Consider the following 14,778-nt stretch of genomic DNA (forward strand, 5'->3'; position numbering starts at 1 on the left):
CGGGTGTGGACCGCCCTCAGTCCTGCTTCGAGGGCTGCTTGCGGAACCGGCTGGTCAGCCTGCGCCAGTAGAGCTTGGCCGCCACCGCGACCCCGGCGACGCCGCCGACCACGGCCTGCACGATGAGGCTGCCCGATCCCGCATCCAGGTAGGCCTGAGGGTCCATCGCCCGGCCACCTCCCTTTCTGTCTACCCCCGTACCGAAAAAAGAGCGCCGTGTCCGGTCGCCTGCCCCGACGACCTGACCCGCGCGCACGGCAGCGCGGCCGACCATCCGCAACCCACCGGTCAGGTGGCGGAAAGCAGGACGTCGGATGCCGTTAAACACACCGTACGCCGATGATCCGTCGACCGCATCGGCACCCGGAACGCCGGTCCGGCAGGTCCGATTCGTTCAAGACGCGGACGTGACCGGTTCCTACGCTTGTCGAATGACACCGAGACTAGACGCATTCGGCCTGGTCGTGGCCGACATGGCCCGATCTCTCGCCTTCTACCGGAAGCTGGGACTGGACGTCCCGGCCAGCGCCGACACGGAGCCGCACGCGGAGTACGCCCTGCCTGGCGGAGTGCGCCTGATGTGGGACACCGTCGAGATGGTCCGCTCGATGGAGCCGGACTGGTCCCCGCCGGGCGGGTCGCAGATGAGCCTCGCCCTCCGGTGCGCCGACCCGGCCGAGGTGGACAGCGTCTACGCCGAGATGACCGCCGCCGGGTACGAGGGGCATCTCAAGCCGTGGGACGCGCCGTGGGGCCAGCGGTACGCGGTGCTGCGCGACCCGGACGGCAACGGCGTCGACCTGTACGCCCCACTCGCACCGGCGGCCGGCTAGCGGGGCTTCGGGCCGACGAGTTGCCGCAGTGGTACGCCGGCCAGGCTCCTGACCTCGCGGGACAGGTGCGCCTGGTCGGCGTACCCGGTCCGGGCGGCGACCTCGGCGGCCGGCGTACCGGACCGGGCCAGCGCCAGCGCGCGGCGCAGCCGCAGGATCCGGGCCAGCGTCTTCGGTCCGTACCCGAAGAGCGCCAGGCTGCGCCGGTGCAGTTGCCGGGCCCCGAGCCCGAGCGCGTCCGCCGCGTCGGCGACGTCGCGGCCGGCGGCGAGTTCGGCGGCCAGCGGCGCGGCGAGCGGGTCGGGGCCGCCGTCGGCGGCGAGCCGGGCGGCGGCGATCGACTCCAGCACCCGGCCGGGCCGGTCGTGTGACGCCACCCGCTCGGTCAACTCGGCCACCTCCGGTGCCGACCAGAGCGCGGCGAGCGGAACCCGTTGGTCCCGCAGCGCGTGTGCCGGCACCCCGAAGACCGCCGGGCCGGTGCCCGGCGGGAAGCGCAGACCGACGTACCGCCCACCGGCCGCCCTGGCGGCGACCTTGGCGACCGTGTCCGGCCCGGCGACCAGCAGACCGCTCCGGCTGGACCAGATCAGGTCCATGCAGCCGTCCGGCAGGATCCGTCCCGGGCCGGCGTCGACGGTCCGGGTGACCGTCCAGACGGCGGCACCGGCCAGCCCGGACATCCGCTCCCGATACACGGCCCTCAGCCTGCCACCCGAACGGCTACGGCTGCCCGGACCGGGCCGGGTTTGTAGCCAAGGCGACACCGGGGCGGCCCGCCGGGTGCGAGCCTGTGCCGCATGGCGACCTTCGCCGGCAGGAAAATCGAGGCGTACGTCGGGCCTCGGGAACTCGGCGCCGCCGACGACCTCGAAGCGGTGGTGGTCGACTTCATCGCCGGCGCCCGGGAGAGCCTCGACATCGCCGTACAGGAACTCGACTCGGAGCCGATCGCCCAGGCGATCCTCGACGCCCGGTTCCGGGGCGTCAGCGTCCGGATGGTGCTGGAACAGGACTACCTGCGGACGGCGAAACTGCCCCGGGTCACCACCCGGCCCGGCGAGCCCGAGGCGGACGCCCGGCACCGGGCACAGTGGGAGCCGGAGTCCGGCAGCCGCAGCCTGGAGCCGAACCGGCGGATCATGGCAGCGCTGTTGCGTTGTGACGTCGACGTCAAGGCCGACTACAACCCGGCGATCTTCCACCAGAAGTTTGCGGTCCGCGACTACCGGCAGCGGGCCGGCGGGCGGGCGGCCGTGCTCTCCGGCTCGGCGAACTTCACCGGCACCGACTGCCACCGCAACCTCAACCACGTCGTGATCTTCCACGACGCCCGGATCTGCCGGGAGTACGCCGACGAGTTCGCCCTGCTCCGACAGGGACGGTTCGGGCGCGGCGAGCACGGCCGGGTGCCGAACGCGTACCACGTCGGCGGGGTGCCGGTGAAGGTGTTGTTCGCGCCGGACCACACCCCGGAACTGGAGATCATGAAGCAGATGCTCAAGGCGACCGAACGGGTCGACTTCGCCATCTTCACCTTCTCCGGCTCGTCCGGGATCGACGACGCGATGATCGCGCTGGCCGCGGCCGGGCGTACCGTGACCGGGGCGGTGGACCCCGGGCAGGGCGTGCAGAAGTGGGCCGCGACCCACGACCTCGACCGGGCCAACATCGCGCTCTACGCCCCGGTCCGGTCACCGGCCTTCGGCAAGCTGCACCACAAGCTGATGGTGATCGACGAGGCGGTGGTGGTCGCCGGTTCGTTCAACTACACCGCCCCGGCCAACCAGTACAACGACGAGAACATCTTCGTCGTCGGCAGCCCCTATCCGGACCTGCCCCGCCGGGAGGGCGGTCCGAGCGACCTCGACCGGTGCGCCGAGATCGCCGGCTTCTTCCGGGCGGAGATCGAACGGATCGAAGCCGCCGGCCAGCGGTTCCTCGGGCGGCGCTAGCGCCGGACCCCGCCGCCTGGGCGGTGGTTGCCCCACGAGCGTGATACCACCGTGTCATCACGATGACACGGTGGTATCACCGGCAAAGGGAAGTGCCGCGCTACGGGCGCCCGGCACCGATCGCCATCGTGGCCGCCTTGTCCGGGCGGACGCGAGACCCGGACTCGGCCCGGCCGGCATCGTGTCGGGCGGGCGGGTCGGCTGGGGGGCGTACCTGGGCCAGCGCGTCCAGCACGGCGGCGATCGCCGGATGGAGCGGGCCGTCGCCGCGCGGGCGGGTCACCGCGAAGATCCGGCGACCGGTGACCGGCCGGAGCAGCGGCTCGACGTGCACCCCGGCCGGCACGTTGCGCAACGCCATCCCCGGCACCAGCGCGGCGCCGAGCCCGGCCGCCACCAGGTCCAGGGTGAGCGCGAAGTCGATCGCCCGGTGCCGGATGTCGGGTTCGAACCCGGCCAGGTGGCAGGCGTGCAGGGTGGACCTGCCGCACGGGGTGTACGCGGCACTGGCCACCCAGGGCACGTCGGCGAGGTCGGCGAGCAGTCCGGTGTGCCGGCCCCAGCGGCTCGGAGTGATCAGGTGCATCGGGTCGGTGGCGATCGGATGCCGGTCCAACTCGGCGGTGGCGATCCCGGGCACGTGGTCGTACTCCTGGAGGACCGCGATGTCCAGCGCTGCGGAGCGCAGGTCCAGCCGGCTCTGCTCGTCCTCCGCCTCGCTCACCCGTACGTCCAGATCCCGGTGCGCGGCCATCGCCCGGGCGGCGGCCGGGGCGACCAGCGCACCGGCGGCGGACGGGAAGGAGCCGACCCGGACGGTCCCGGCGACCCGCTGGTGCGCGACGGCGAGCCCGGTGACCGCCTGCTCGACGGCGCCGAGGATCCGCTCGGCGTGCCCGGCCAGCAGCTGCCCGGCGGAGGTGAGCACCACGCCCCGGCCGGAGCGCTCGACCAGCGGATAGCCGGCCTCGCGGGCGAGCTGGGCGAGCTGCTGGGAGACCGCCGACGGGGTGACGTGCAGGGCGGCGGCGGCAGCGGTCACCCCGCCGCGCAATGCCACCTCGTGCAGTACCCGCAGGCGCCGGACGTCCAGATCCATGTAGCCACGCTACAGCGCCGGTTAAGAATCTTGAACTGGACCTTAAGCATGCTGGCCGGCAGCGTGGTCGGCATGAGATTTCCGCACCGCATGCAGGCGGTCCTGGTCGCCGCCCTCTGGGGGGTCAACTTCGTCGTCATCGAGGTGGGCCTGCGCGACCTGCCGCCGCTGGTGCTGACCGCGCTGCGGTTCGTCGCCGCCGCACTGCCGCTGGTCTTCCTGGTTCCCCGCCCGACCGCGCGGCTGCGCTACGTACTCGGTTACGGGCTGATCCTCGGCGTGCTCAAGTTCGGCGCCCTCTTCGTCGCCATCGACGCCGGGATGCCGCCCGGGCTCGCCTCGCTGGTGTTGCAGACCCAGGCGCTGGTCTCGGTGATGCTGGCCACCGCCCTCCTCGGCGAACGACCGAGCGGTACCCAGCTCGCCGGGGTACTCACCGGCTCGGCCGGGATCGCCCTGCTCGCGGTCGGCGCGGGCGGGCACGCCACCGCGATCGGTTTCGCGCTCACCCTGGCCGCCGCCGGCAGTTGGGCGGTGGCGAACGTGGTGGTCCGGGCCAGCGGCGAGACGCGGCCGCTGTCGCTGCTGGTCTGGTCCAGCCTGGTACCGCCGCTGCCGCTGCTCGGCCTGGCCGGGGTGGTGGACGGGCCACGGGAGGTGTTCGACGCGATCACCGGGATGTCCTGGAGCGCCGTGCTGGCGGTCGGCTACGTCGGGTACCTCTCCACGCTGGTCGGCTGGGGCATCTGGAACCGGCTCATCGGTATCTACTCGGTGGCCCGGGTGGCCCCGTTCAGCCTGCTGGTGCCGATCTTCGGGCTGGCCGCCGCCGCACTGCTGCTCGGTGAGCCGATCACCTGGGCGGAGATCGTGGCGGGTGTCGTGGTACTGGTCGGACTGGCCCTGGTGGTGCGGGCCCCGGTCACGGCTGGAAGCGGTAGCCCATCCCCGGCTCGGTCAACAGGTGCCGGGGCCGGGACGGGTCGTCCTCCAGCTTCCGGCGCAACTGCGCCATGTACTGCCGCAGGTAGTTCGTCTCCGACTGGTACTGCGGACCCCAGACGTCGTGCAGCAGTTGACGCTGGCTGACCAGCCGGCCCGGGTGGCGTACCAGGATCTCCAGCAGGTGCCACTCGGTCGGGGTGAGCCGGACCTCGGCACCGTCGACGGCGCGTACCGCGTGTGCGGTGAGGTCCACGGAATGCCGGCCGACCTGCACCGCCGGCACCTCCTCCCCCGCTCCGGCGGCCCGTCGGGTCACCGCGCGGACCCGGGCCAGCAACTCGTCGACCCCGAACGGCTTGGTGACGTAGTCGTCGGCACCGGCGTCCAGCGCCGCCACCTTGTCCTGGCTGCCGGCCCGGCCCGACAGCACGATGATCGGCACGTTGGTCCAGCCGCGCAGCCCTCGGATCACCTGCACCCCGTCCATGTCGGGCAGGCCGAGGTCGAGTACCACGATGTCCGGGCGGTGGCTGGCCGCCAGCCGCAGCGCCGTGGCGCCGTCCCCGGCGACCTCGACGTCGTACCGCCGGGCCTTCAGGTTGATCCGCAGCGCGCGGAGGATCTGCGGCTCGTCGTCGACCACCAGTACCCGGGTCACCCGGTCCCCTCCTCGTCCGCCACCGGCAGCCGCAGCACCATGGTCAGCCCGCCGCCCGGGGTCTCCTCCGGCTCCAGGCTGCCACCCATCGCCTCGGCCAGGCCCCGGGACAGCGCCAGTCCGAGCCCGATCCCGCCGTGGTTGTCCCGGTCGCCCTGCCGCTGGAACGGCAGGAAGGCCCGCTCCCACTGCTCGGGCGGCAGTCCCGGGCCCTGGTCCACCACCCGCAGTTCGACGAAGCCGCCGTGCTCGCTGGCGGTGACTGCCGGTGGGCGGTCCGCCGGGCTGAACCGCAGCGCGTTGGCGACCAGGTTGACCAGTACCCGTTCCAGCAGGCCGGGGTCGGAGCGGACCGCCGGCAGGTGTGCGGGCAGGCTGACCCGGACCCGGCGCGCCGGCTCGCCCAACTCGTCCAGGGCCGACGGGACCACGTCCTCCAGGCCGAGCAGTGCCGGGCGCAGCCCCAGCGCCCCGGCCTGGAGCCGGCTCATGTCCAGCAGGTTCGCCACCAGCCGGGTCAGCCGGTCCAGCGACTCCTCCGCGGTGGCCAGCAACTCGTCCCGGTCGGTGTCGTCGAACTCGACGTCGGCACTGCGCAGGCTGGTCACCGCCGCCTTCGCCGAGGCGAGCGGGGTACGCAGGTCGTGGCTGACCGCCGCGAGCAGTGCGGTACGCAGCCGGTCCGCCTCGGCGATCGGCCTGGCCGCCGCCGCCTCCTCGGCCAGCCGCTCCTGCCGAAGCGCCACGGCGGCCTGCGCGGCGAACGCCTCGACGATGCGCCGGTCGGCCGCCGGCAGTACCCGGCCGCGCAGCACCAGCCGCAGGCCGTCGTCGACCCCCACCTCGACGTCCCCGGCGGCGGGGGTGCCGCAGGGCTCGGCGCCGACGTTGGCGGCCACCCGCCAGGCACGGGGGTCCCGTTGCCGGTCCGGGCTCTCCGGCGCGTCCGGGGAGCGTTCCAGCAGGGTGACCGAGCCCAGCCCGTAGGTCTCGCGCAGCCGTTCCAGCAGCGCGGTCACCGGCCGGGCGCCCCGGACCACGCTGCCGGCGACCGCGCCAAGCAACTGCGCCTCCGCGCTGGCCCGGGCCGCCTCCCGGGTACGCCGGGCGGCCAGGTCCACCACCCCGCTGACCGCCGCCGCGACCAGCAGGAAGACCACCAGGGCCAGCAGGTTCTCGGTCTCGGCGATGGTGAACTTCCGTACCGGCGGGGTGAAGAAGAAGTTGATCAGCAGTGAGCTGAGCAGCGCGGCGAGCAACGCCGGCCACCAACCGCCGACCAGGGCGATCCCGACCACGGCGGCGAGGAAGAGCAGCAGGTCGCTGGTGAGCGACAGCTCGTCGGCGAGCAGCCAGAGCAGGTACGTCAGCAGCGGGACGCCGACGACGGTCAGGCCGAGGCCGATCAGGCGGCGCCGCCGGGAGAGCGCGGCTGGCGGCGTCACCAGGCGACCCCGGCCGGCCTGCTCGTGCGTGACCAGGTGCACGTCGATCGGCCCGGAGAGCGCGGCGGTGGTGGCCCCGACACCCCGGGACAGGATCTGGGCGAACCGGCCCCGGCGGCTGGCCCCGAGCACGATCTGGGTGGCGTTGACCCCCCGGGCGAAGTCGAGCAGCGCGGTCGGGATGTCGGCGCCGATCGCCTGGTGGTAGCTGCCGCCCAGCCGCTCCACCAGCATCCGCTGCCGCTCCAGGGTGCTCGGGTCCGCGCCGCGCAGCCCGTCGCTGCGGGAGACGTGGATCGCCATCAACTCGGCGCCCCGGCCCCGGGCCGCGATCCGGGCCGCCCGGCGGATCAGCGTGTCGCCCTCCGGTCCGCCGGTGAGCCCGACGACCACCCGTTCCCGGGTCTCCCAGGTGGCGGCGATGCCCTGGTCGGCCCGGTACCGGTCGAGCTGGTCCTCGACCTTGTCGGCCAGCCAGAGCAGGGCGAGCTCGCGCAGCGCGGTGAGGTTCCCGATCCGGAAGTAGTTGGCCAGCGCCGCGTCGACCTTGTCCGGGTGGTAGATGTTGCCGTGCGCCATCCGCCGGCGCAGCGCCTCCGGGGTCATGTCGACCAGTTCGACCTGCTCGGCACCGCGTACCACGCCGTCCGGCACGGTCTCCCGCTGGGCGACCCCGGTGATCTGCTCCACGACGTCGTTGAGGGACTCCAGGTGCTGGACGTTGACGGTGGAGAGCACGTCGATGCCGGCGTCCAGCAGTTCCTGGATGTCCTGCCAGCGCTTGCCGTTGCGCGAGCCGGGCACGTTGGTGTGGGCCAGTTCGTCCACCACCGCCACCTCGGGGCGGCGGGCCAGTACCGCGTCGGTGTCCAGCTCGGTGAAGTCGCTGTCCCGGTAGCGGACCGTCCGGCGCGGAATCGTCGGCAGGTCGCCGAGCATCGCGGCGGTGTGCCGGCGGCCGTGGGTCTCGACCAGCGCCACGACCACGTCCGTGCCGCGCGCCGCCCGGCGGTGCGCCTCCTCCAACATCGCGTACGTCTTGCCGACCCCCGGGGCGGCCCCGAGGTAGATGCGCAGTTGCCCGCGTGCCACGCTGCCGATCCTGCCTTATCCGTCGGGGCCGCCCGGTGCCGATCAGCCGCCGGCCGACAGCTCGCGGTCCAGGGCGAGGTTGAGTTCCAGCACGTTGACCCGGGGCTCGCCGAGGAAGCCGAGCCCTCGCCCGTCGGTGTGCTCGTCGACCAGCCGGCGTACCTGGTCCGGGCTGGTGTGCCGCTCCCGGGCCACCCGGGCTACCTGGATCGACGCGTACGCCGGGCTGATGTGGGGGTCGAGGCCGCTGCCGCTGGCGGTGACCGCGTCCGCCGGTACCGCCGGGCGGTCCGGCGCGTCGCCCCGGACCGGGGTGATCAGCCCGCCGGAGTAGTCCTGCCCCGGCACCGCGCACTCCACCGGCACTCCGCCGAAGGTGGCGACGAACGGGGTGGCCGGGCAGGCCTGGTTGACGCTGACCGCCCGGGTCACCGGGCCGGTCAACCCGTCGCGGTGGAAGACCCGCAGCACCGCGCCGACCCCGTCCGGGGTGCAGAACGGTCGCCGGCCGTCGACGCCGTCGAGCTCGCCCACCGCCCGGCTGCGGGCGCAGACCTGGGTGAGCAGGCTCTGGGTACCCTCGTCCGGGTTGCCCTCGGAGTCGACCGCGCCGGGCACCGGGAGGCGGTCCTCGACGCTCTCCGGCCCGAGGTTGCTGGCGGCGGTGGCGGTCGGGTCGTAGCCGTCCCCGGCCGCCGACGGGCGGGGCTGGAAGTAGCGCGGCACGGGGTTGCCGTCGGCGTCGGTGAAGGACTGGCCGATCAGGGCGCTGCCGACGACGGTGCCGCCCGCGTCGCGGACCAGCGAGCCCTCGGCCCGGTCGTGCAGGCCGGGTAGCTGGCCGACCCCGACCATGACCAGTGGATAGGCCAGGCCGAGCAGCGCGGTGAGGACCAGCACGGCCCGGAACGCGGCCAGGTGTTGGGCGAGCCAGGTGGGTAGACGCATCACGAGATCCCTGGGATGAGCGAGACGAGAAGGTCGAGGAGTTTGATGCCGGCGAACGGTGCGACGACGCCGCCGAGGCCGTAGACCCACAGGTTGCGGGTCAGCAGTCTGCTGGCGCTGCTGGGCCGGTAGCGGACGCCGCGCAGGGCGAGCGGGATCAGCACCACGATGATGATCGCGTTGAAGACCACCGCGGCGAGGATCGCCGAGGACGGGCTGGACAGCCGCATGATGTTCAGCGCGTCGAGGCTGGGGTAGATCCCGGCGAACATCGCCGGGATGATGGCGAAGTACTTGGCGACGTCGTTGGCGATCGAGAAGGTCGTCAGGGCACCCCGGGTGATCAGCAACTGCTTGCCGATCTCGACGATCTCGATCAGCTTGGTCGGGTCGGAGTCGAGGTCGACCATGTTGCCGGCCTCTTTCGCCGCCGTGGTGCCGGTGTTCATCGCCACCCCGACGTCGGCCTGGGCCAGTGCCGGCGCGTCGTTGGTGCCGTCGCCGGTCATCGCGACCAGCCGGCCACCCTCCTGCTCCCGCCTGATCAGCGCCAGCTTGTCCTCCGGGGTGGCCTCGGCGAGGAAGTCGTCCACGCCGGCCTCGTCCGCGATCGCCTTCGCGGTACGCGGGTTGTCACCGGTGATCATCACGGTCTGGATGCCCATCCGGCGCATCTGCGCGAACCGCTCCCGCATGCCGGACTTGACCACGTCCTTGAGGTGGATCACCCCGAGGGTGCGGGCCGGTGCGCCCTCGACGTGCTCGGCCACCACCAGCGGGGTACCGCCGCCGCCGCTGATGCCGTCGACGACCTCCCCGACCTGGTCGGTCGGGTGCCCGCCGTTGTCCCGGACCCACGTCAGCACCGCCGCCGCCGCGCCCTTGCGGACCCGTCGGGCCGGGCCCGCGGCTCCGCCGTCGACGGTGGCGTCCGGAGTCAGGTCGACACCGGACATCCGGGTCTGCGCGGTGAAGGGTACGAAGGTGGCGTGCGGGACCAGCCCCGGCTCCCGCTCGCGCAGCCCGTACGCGTTCTTGGCCAACACCACCACCGAGCGCCCCTCCGGGGTCTCGTCGGCCAGGCTGGAAAGCTGGGCCGCGTCCGCGACCTGCTCGGCGCTGACCCCGTCGACCGGGACGAACTCGGCCGCCTGCCGGTTGCCCAGGGTGATGGTGCCGGTCTTGTCCAGCAGCAGCGTGTCGACGTCACCGGCGGCCTCGACCGCCCGGCCGCTCATTGCCAGCACGTTGCGCTGGACGAGGCGGTCCATCCCGGCGATGCCGATCGCGGAGAGCAGCGCGCCGATGGTGGTCGGAATCAGGCAGACCAGCAGGGAGACCAGCACGATCCCGGTGACCCCGTCGGAGCCGATCGCCGCGGTCTCCGGCGCCGCCCCCTGGAATCCCTTCGAGAAGATCGCCAACGGCTGGAGCGTCACCACCGCCATCAGGAAGATGACGGTGAGCGCCGCGAGCAGGATGTTCAGGGCGATCTCGTTCGGGGTCCTCTGCCGGTTCGCCCCCTCCACCAGGGCGATCATCCGGTCGATGAAGCTCTGCCCCGGCTGCTGGGTGATGCGTACGACGATCCGGTCGGAGAGCACCTTCGTGCCACCGGTCACCGCGCTGCGGTCGCCGCCGGACTCCCGGATCACCGGAGCGGATTCGCCGGTGATCGCCGACTCGTCCACGCTGGCGATCCCCTCGACCACGTCGCCGTCACCGGGAATGACCTGGCCGGCCTCGACCAGCACGATGTCGCCGTGCCGCAGTTCGGTGGCGGCCACCGCCTCCTCGCGGTAGGCACCCGGCCCGGACCCCGGCGACCAGCCGGTGAGCCGGGTCGCCACGGTGTCCCGCTTGGCCTGCCGCAGCGTCGCCGCCTGCGCCTTGCCCCGACCCTCGGCGACCGCCTCGGCCAGGTTGGCGAAGAGCACGGTCAGCCAGAGCCAGACGGTGATCGCCCAGCCGAATCCGCTCGGCTCGGCGATGGCCAGCGCGGTGGTGAAGACCGCGCCGACCTCCACGATCAACATCACCGGGTTGCGCCAGAGCGTCACCGGGTTGAGCTTGCGGAAGGCGTCCGGCAGCGAGCGGACGAGCTGCCGGGGGTCCAACAGCCCACCGCCGATCCGGCCAGCTGCGGGACCGGCGGAGGGCAGCCCGCCGGAGGGGGCGGGCAGCACCGGGCTGACGGTCATCTTCGCTTTCCTCACCATGTCGTTCAGGACTCTCATCGGGCTCACAACCCCTCGGCCAGCGGGCCGAGCGCCAGCGCCGGCAGGAAGGTCAGCGCCACCAGCACCACCGTCACGCCGGCGAGCATCCCGACGAAGAGCGGCCGGTGCGTCGGCAGCGTCCCCGCCGAGGCCGGTACCGGCTTCTGCCGGGCCAGCGCGCCGGCCAGGCCGAGCACGAAGATGATCGGCAGGAACCGGCCGAGCAGCATGCAGAGCCCGAGGGCGGTGTCCCACCACTGGGTGTTGACGGTGATGCCGGCGAACGCCGAGCCGTTGTTGTTGCTCGCCGAGGTGAAGGCGTACAGCACCTCGGTCAGGGCGTGCGGGCCGACGTTCAGGGCTGTCGCGTTGTTGCCGGTGGCGAAGGCCGATGCCGTACCGACCAGCACCAGCGTCGGGGTGGTCAGGAAGTAGAGCGAGGCGAACTTGATCTCCCGGGCGCCGATCTTCTTGCCGACGTACTCCGGGGTGCGTCCCACCATCAGGCCGGCCACGAAGACGGTGATCACGGCGAGGATCAGCATGCCGTACAGGCCGGCACCGACCCCGCCCGGCGCCACCTCGCCCAGCATCATGTTGAGCAGCGGCATCATCCCGCCGAGCGGGGTGAACGAGTCGTGGAACGAGTTCACCGCACCGGTCGAGGTGAGGGTGGTGACCGCGGCGAAGGTCGCCGAGTTGGCGACCCCGAACCGGGCCTCCTTGCCCTCCATCGCCGCCCCGGCCGCCTGCGGCACCGTACCGTCGCCGGTCAGCTCGAAGACGTTGGTCAGGGTGATGCTGACGATCGCCAGGATCGCCATCACCGCGACGATCGCGTAGCCCTGGCGGTTCTGCCCGACCATCCGGCCGAAGACCCGGGGCAGGCTGAACGGGATCAGCAGGATCAGCAGCAGCTCGACCCAGTTGGTCCAGGTCGCCGGGTTCTCGAACGGGTGCGCGCTGTTGACGTTGTAGAAGCCGCCCCCGTTGGTGCCGAGTTCCTTGATCACCTCTTGCGAGGCGACCGGGCCGCCGGTGATCGTCTGGCTGCCGCCGGTCACCGTGGTCACGTCGGTGCCGCCGGAGAGGTTCTGCACCACGCCGCCGACCATCAGCACGATCGCGCCGAGCACCGCGATCGGCAGCAGTACCCGCAGCGTGATCCGGACCAGGTCGACGAGGAAGTTGCCGAGCCGGTCGGTCCGGTTGCGGGCGAAGCCCCGGACCAGGGCCACCGCCACCGCGACGCCCACGGCGGCGGAGACGAAGTTCTGCACCGCCAGGCCGGCCATCTGCACCAGGTGGCCCATGGTCGACTCACCCGAGTACGCCTGCCAGTTCGTGTTCGTCACGAAGCTGACCGCGGTGTTCCAGGCGACGTGGTCCGGTACCGCGTCGAGGCCGAGCGAGAGCCAGAGCCGGTCCTGCAACCGCAGGAAGGCGTAGAGGAAGAGGAGGGAGAGCAGCGAGAACGCCAGCACGCTGCGGGCGTACGTGCCCCAGGACTGCTCGGCCTGCGCGTCGACCCCGATCAGCCGGTAGATGCCCCGCTCGACCCGGGAGTGCCGGGTGCCGGTGACCACCCGGTAGAGGTAGTCGCCGAAGGGCCTGTAGGCCGCCACCAGCACCGCGGCGAGCGCGGCGACGAGGAGGATGCCCGCGGTCGTCGTACTCATCTAGAAACGCTCCGGGAACAGGAGGGCGAAGAACAGGAAGACGGCCAGCCCGGCCGAGAGCACCAGGCCGACGAGATTGACGGCGCTCACAGCCGCTCCACCGCCCGGGTGAGCAGGGCGAGGACCGCGAAGAGCCCCAGCGTCAGCACCACGAACACGACGTCGATCACCGAACGTCCTCTCCAGCACGCGTCCAGGCGACCGTTCTCGGCCGCCCGACCCAGGTAAACGCAGATACCGGGCAGAGTCGGCCGGTTCTGACGGTCCGGCTACGCGGGCGGCTCGCTTCTTGACGTGATCTTGACGGCGGGCCTGGCTGAGCTGCGGGTTTCCCGGCAGCCCTGCCGGGTAGCCCGGCCGGGGAGCCACACGGGGGGGTGCGGGATGCCGGAATCGGAAGCCTGGGTGCACGAGGCCACCGCGACGGCCGAGGGGGGTCGGCTGCATACCGACGACGGTGAACTCTCCACCACCCTGGCCTCGCCGTTGGCGCCGCACTGCACCGGGCTCGCCCCCGAGCAGTTGCTCGCGGCGGCGTTCGCCTCCTGCCTGCACCACGCGGCGGTCGAGGCGGCCACCGGCATCACCGACGAGGCGCACACCGTGCAGGTCCGCGCCCAGGCCCGGCTCGCCCGGACCGCCGACGGGCTCTACCGGGCCGACGTCCGGGCCAGCATCGCCTCGGTCGGGCTGAACCGCGACCAGCTCACCGACCTGGCCCGGTACGCCGACCGGCTCTGGCCGTTCTCCAGCGACGGCGGCCGGCACACCCTCACCGTCAGCCCGGCCGAGCCGGGCCAGCGCTGACCGGCACCGACGCTGACCGACACCGCGGGGAAGCGCCGCACGACCTCGGGCGCTACCGGAAGCCGGCGGTCACCGCCCGGTGGTCGCTGGCCGGGGTACGGACGACCCGGGCGTACGCCGCGGTGAGCCCCCGGTAGAGCACGTGGTCGGGTCGGGTCACCGGCAGGGCGGCCGGCCAGGTGAAGCCCGGTCCCCGGCCGGCGTCCGCCTGCGCGTCCTTGAGCAGTTCGGTCAGCGGCTCGATCATGCGGTCGGTGGTGGCGGTGTTCAGGTCGCCGAGCACGATCAGCCGCTCGGCCGGGTCCTGCCGGATCCGGGTGGCGAGCGCCGTCACGGTACGGTCCCGGGTGCCGGTGTCCCCGGCCCGGGCCGAACCGAGATGCACGACGTAGACGACCACGTCGCCGCCGGGCGCGGCCACCACCGCCCGCAGCGCCCGGGTCCAGGCCAGTCCGGTGTCGACGCCGACGTCCTCGCGGATCGGGTATCTGCTCCAGAGCGCGACCGTGGAGACGGCCGCCCGGTACGGGTATCGCTCGGCGAGCGCCTCGGAGACCGGAGTACGGGTGTCCCCGGAGACCTCCTGCAACCCGATCAGGTCGGCCTCGGTGTCGGCGAGACGGGTCACCGTGCCCACCGGGTCGGGGTTGCCGGCCCGCAGGTTCTGGCTGGCCACCCGCAGCCGGACCGACCCGCCACCGCCGCCGGGCAGCCACGCCGTGCCGAAGAGCACCGTCCAGAGCACGGCCGGCACCAGCGCGGCGGCCAGTGCGATCCGGGACCGGCGCAGCGCGGCGGCGAGCACCAGCAGCGGGACGCCTAGACCGAGGAAGGGTGCGCCGCTGTCCACCAGGCTGCCCAGGCCGCGCACGTTGGGGATCAGCCGGTGGCCGGCAATCAGGGCGGTCAGCAGGGCGGCCGCGCCCAGGATCAGCGTGCCGCGGCGCCGCCCCCGCCCAGCCGGCCCGCCGTCCGCCGGCCTGATCTTGCTCTCCGCCACCGAGAGCATCGTATCGAAGCCGGCGCGATCCCGAACCGGCGACCGAATCGCGTCGCCGGTCCGGCCGGCGGCGAGGTCGCCGGAGCGGGCTGGCGCGA

General features: G+C 73.0%; 13 protein-coding genes and 1 pseudogene. 4 read left to right on the forward strand and 10 right to left on the reverse strand.

The window, feature by feature from the left end; genetic code table 11:
- Positions 1–16: 16 nt before the first annotated feature.
- Positions 17–166 (reverse strand): hypothetical protein, encoded by a 150-nt coding sequence (locus tag V1634_RS13095; protein WP_331208046.1) that lies wholly within the window; start codon positions 164–166, stop codon positions 17–19.
- A gap of 265 nt (positions 167–431) precedes the next feature.
- Between V1634_RS13095 and V1634_RS13100 the strand changes: the two genes are divergently transcribed.
- Positions 432–833 (forward strand): VOC family protein, encoded by a 402-nt coding sequence (locus V1634_RS13100; RefSeq protein WP_331208047.1) that lies wholly within the window; start codon positions 432–434, stop codon positions 831–833.
- On the opposite strand, the gene V1634_RS13105 is transcribed toward V1634_RS13100, so the two are convergent.
- Positions 830–1,531: a helix-turn-helix domain-containing protein gene (locus tag V1634_RS13105; protein WP_331208048.1), complete on the reverse strand. Its 702-nt coding sequence runs from the start codon at positions 1,529–1,531 to the stop codon at positions 830–832. The genes V1634_RS13100 and V1634_RS13105 overlap by 4 nt on opposite strands.
- A gap of 102 nt (positions 1,532–1,633) precedes the next feature.
- Here V1634_RS13105 and V1634_RS13110 point away from each other — a divergent pair, with 102 nt between their 5' ends.
- Positions 1,634–2,788, forward strand: a complete 1,155-nt coding sequence (locus tag V1634_RS13110; RefSeq protein WP_331208049.1) for a phospholipase D-like domain-containing protein — start codon at positions 1,634–1,636, stop codon at positions 2,786–2,788.
- Positions 2,789–2,888: 100 nt separating this feature from the next.
- Here the strand turns inward: V1634_RS13110 and V1634_RS13115 are convergent, their stop codons facing one another.
- Positions 2,889–3,887, reverse strand: coding sequence for a LysR family transcriptional regulator (locus tag V1634_RS13115; protein ID WP_331208050.1), 999 nt, complete (start codon positions 3,885–3,887; stop codon positions 2,889–2,891).
- A gap of 90 nt (positions 3,888–3,977) precedes the next feature.
- On the opposite strand from V1634_RS13115, the pseudogene V1634_RS13120 reads away from it, so the two are divergent.
- Positions 3,978–4,787 (forward strand): annotated as a pseudogene (locus V1634_RS13120) (EamA family transporter); the annotation flags it as partial.
- A 22-nt stretch (positions 4,788–4,809) separates the two neighbouring features.
- Here V1634_RS13120 and V1634_RS13125 read toward each other — a convergent pair.
- From V1634_RS13125 to kdpF, 6 genes are read right to left on the reverse strand one after another with little or no spacing between them, the layout of a single operon-like run.
- Entirely contained in the window at positions 4,810–5,490 is a 681-nt protein-coding gene (locus V1634_RS13125) for a response regulator (RefSeq protein WP_331208051.1), read from the reverse strand.
- On the reverse strand, positions 5,487–8,027 hold the full coding sequence (locus tag V1634_RS13130; protein ID WP_331208052.1) for a sensor histidine kinase: 2,541 nt from the start codon (positions 8,025–8,027) through the stop codon (positions 5,487–5,489). Before V1634_RS13130 ends, V1634_RS13125 begins: the two co-directional genes overlap by 4 nt.
- Before the next feature lie 42 nt (positions 8,028–8,069).
- Positions 8,070–8,975, reverse strand: a complete 906-nt coding sequence (locus V1634_RS13135) for a potassium-transporting ATPase subunit C (protein WP_331208053.1) — start codon at positions 8,973–8,975, stop codon at positions 8,070–8,072.
- On the reverse strand, positions 8,975–11,176 hold the full coding sequence (kdpB, locus tag V1634_RS13140; RefSeq protein WP_331208054.1) for a potassium-transporting ATPase subunit KdpB: 2,202 nt from the start codon (positions 11,174–11,176) through the stop codon (positions 8,975–8,977). Before kdpB ends, V1634_RS13135 begins: the two co-directional genes overlap by 1 nt.
- Before the next feature lie 41 nt (positions 11,177–11,217).
- The gene (gene kdpA / locus V1634_RS13145) at positions 11,218–12,873 is read right to left on the reverse strand and encodes a potassium-transporting ATPase subunit KdpA (protein ID WP_331208055.1); all 1,656 of its coding nucleotides are present in this window, start codon (positions 12,871–12,873) and stop codon (positions 11,218–11,220) included.
- A complete protein-coding gene (kdpF, locus tag V1634_RS13150; RefSeq protein ID WP_331208056.1) occupies positions 12,874–12,963 on the reverse strand; it encodes a K(+)-transporting ATPase subunit F in 90 nt (29 codons plus the stop codon).
- A 294-nt stretch (positions 12,964–13,257) separates the two neighbouring features.
- Here kdpF and V1634_RS13155 point away from each other — a divergent pair, with 294 nt between their 5' ends.
- Complete coding sequence (locus tag V1634_RS13155) at positions 13,258–13,680, forward strand: OsmC family protein (RefSeq protein ID WP_331208057.1); 423 nt, start codon at positions 13,258–13,260, stop codon at positions 13,678–13,680.
- A gap of 52 nt (positions 13,681–13,732) precedes the next feature.
- On the opposite strand, the gene V1634_RS13160 is transcribed toward V1634_RS13155, so the two are convergent.
- Positions 13,733–14,680 carry an endonuclease/exonuclease/phosphatase family protein gene (locus V1634_RS13160; protein WP_331208058.1) on the reverse strand — a complete coding sequence of 316 codons (948 nt, stop codon included), beginning with the start codon at positions 14,678–14,680 and terminating at the stop codon, positions 13,733–13,735.
- Positions 14,681–14,778: the final 98 nt, after the last annotated feature.

Source organism: Plantactinospora veratri, assembly GCF_036421995.1.
In the GTDB taxonomy this organism is placed as follows: domain Bacteria; phylum Actinomycetota; class Actinomycetes; order Mycobacteriales; family Micromonosporaceae; genus Plantactinospora; species Plantactinospora veratri.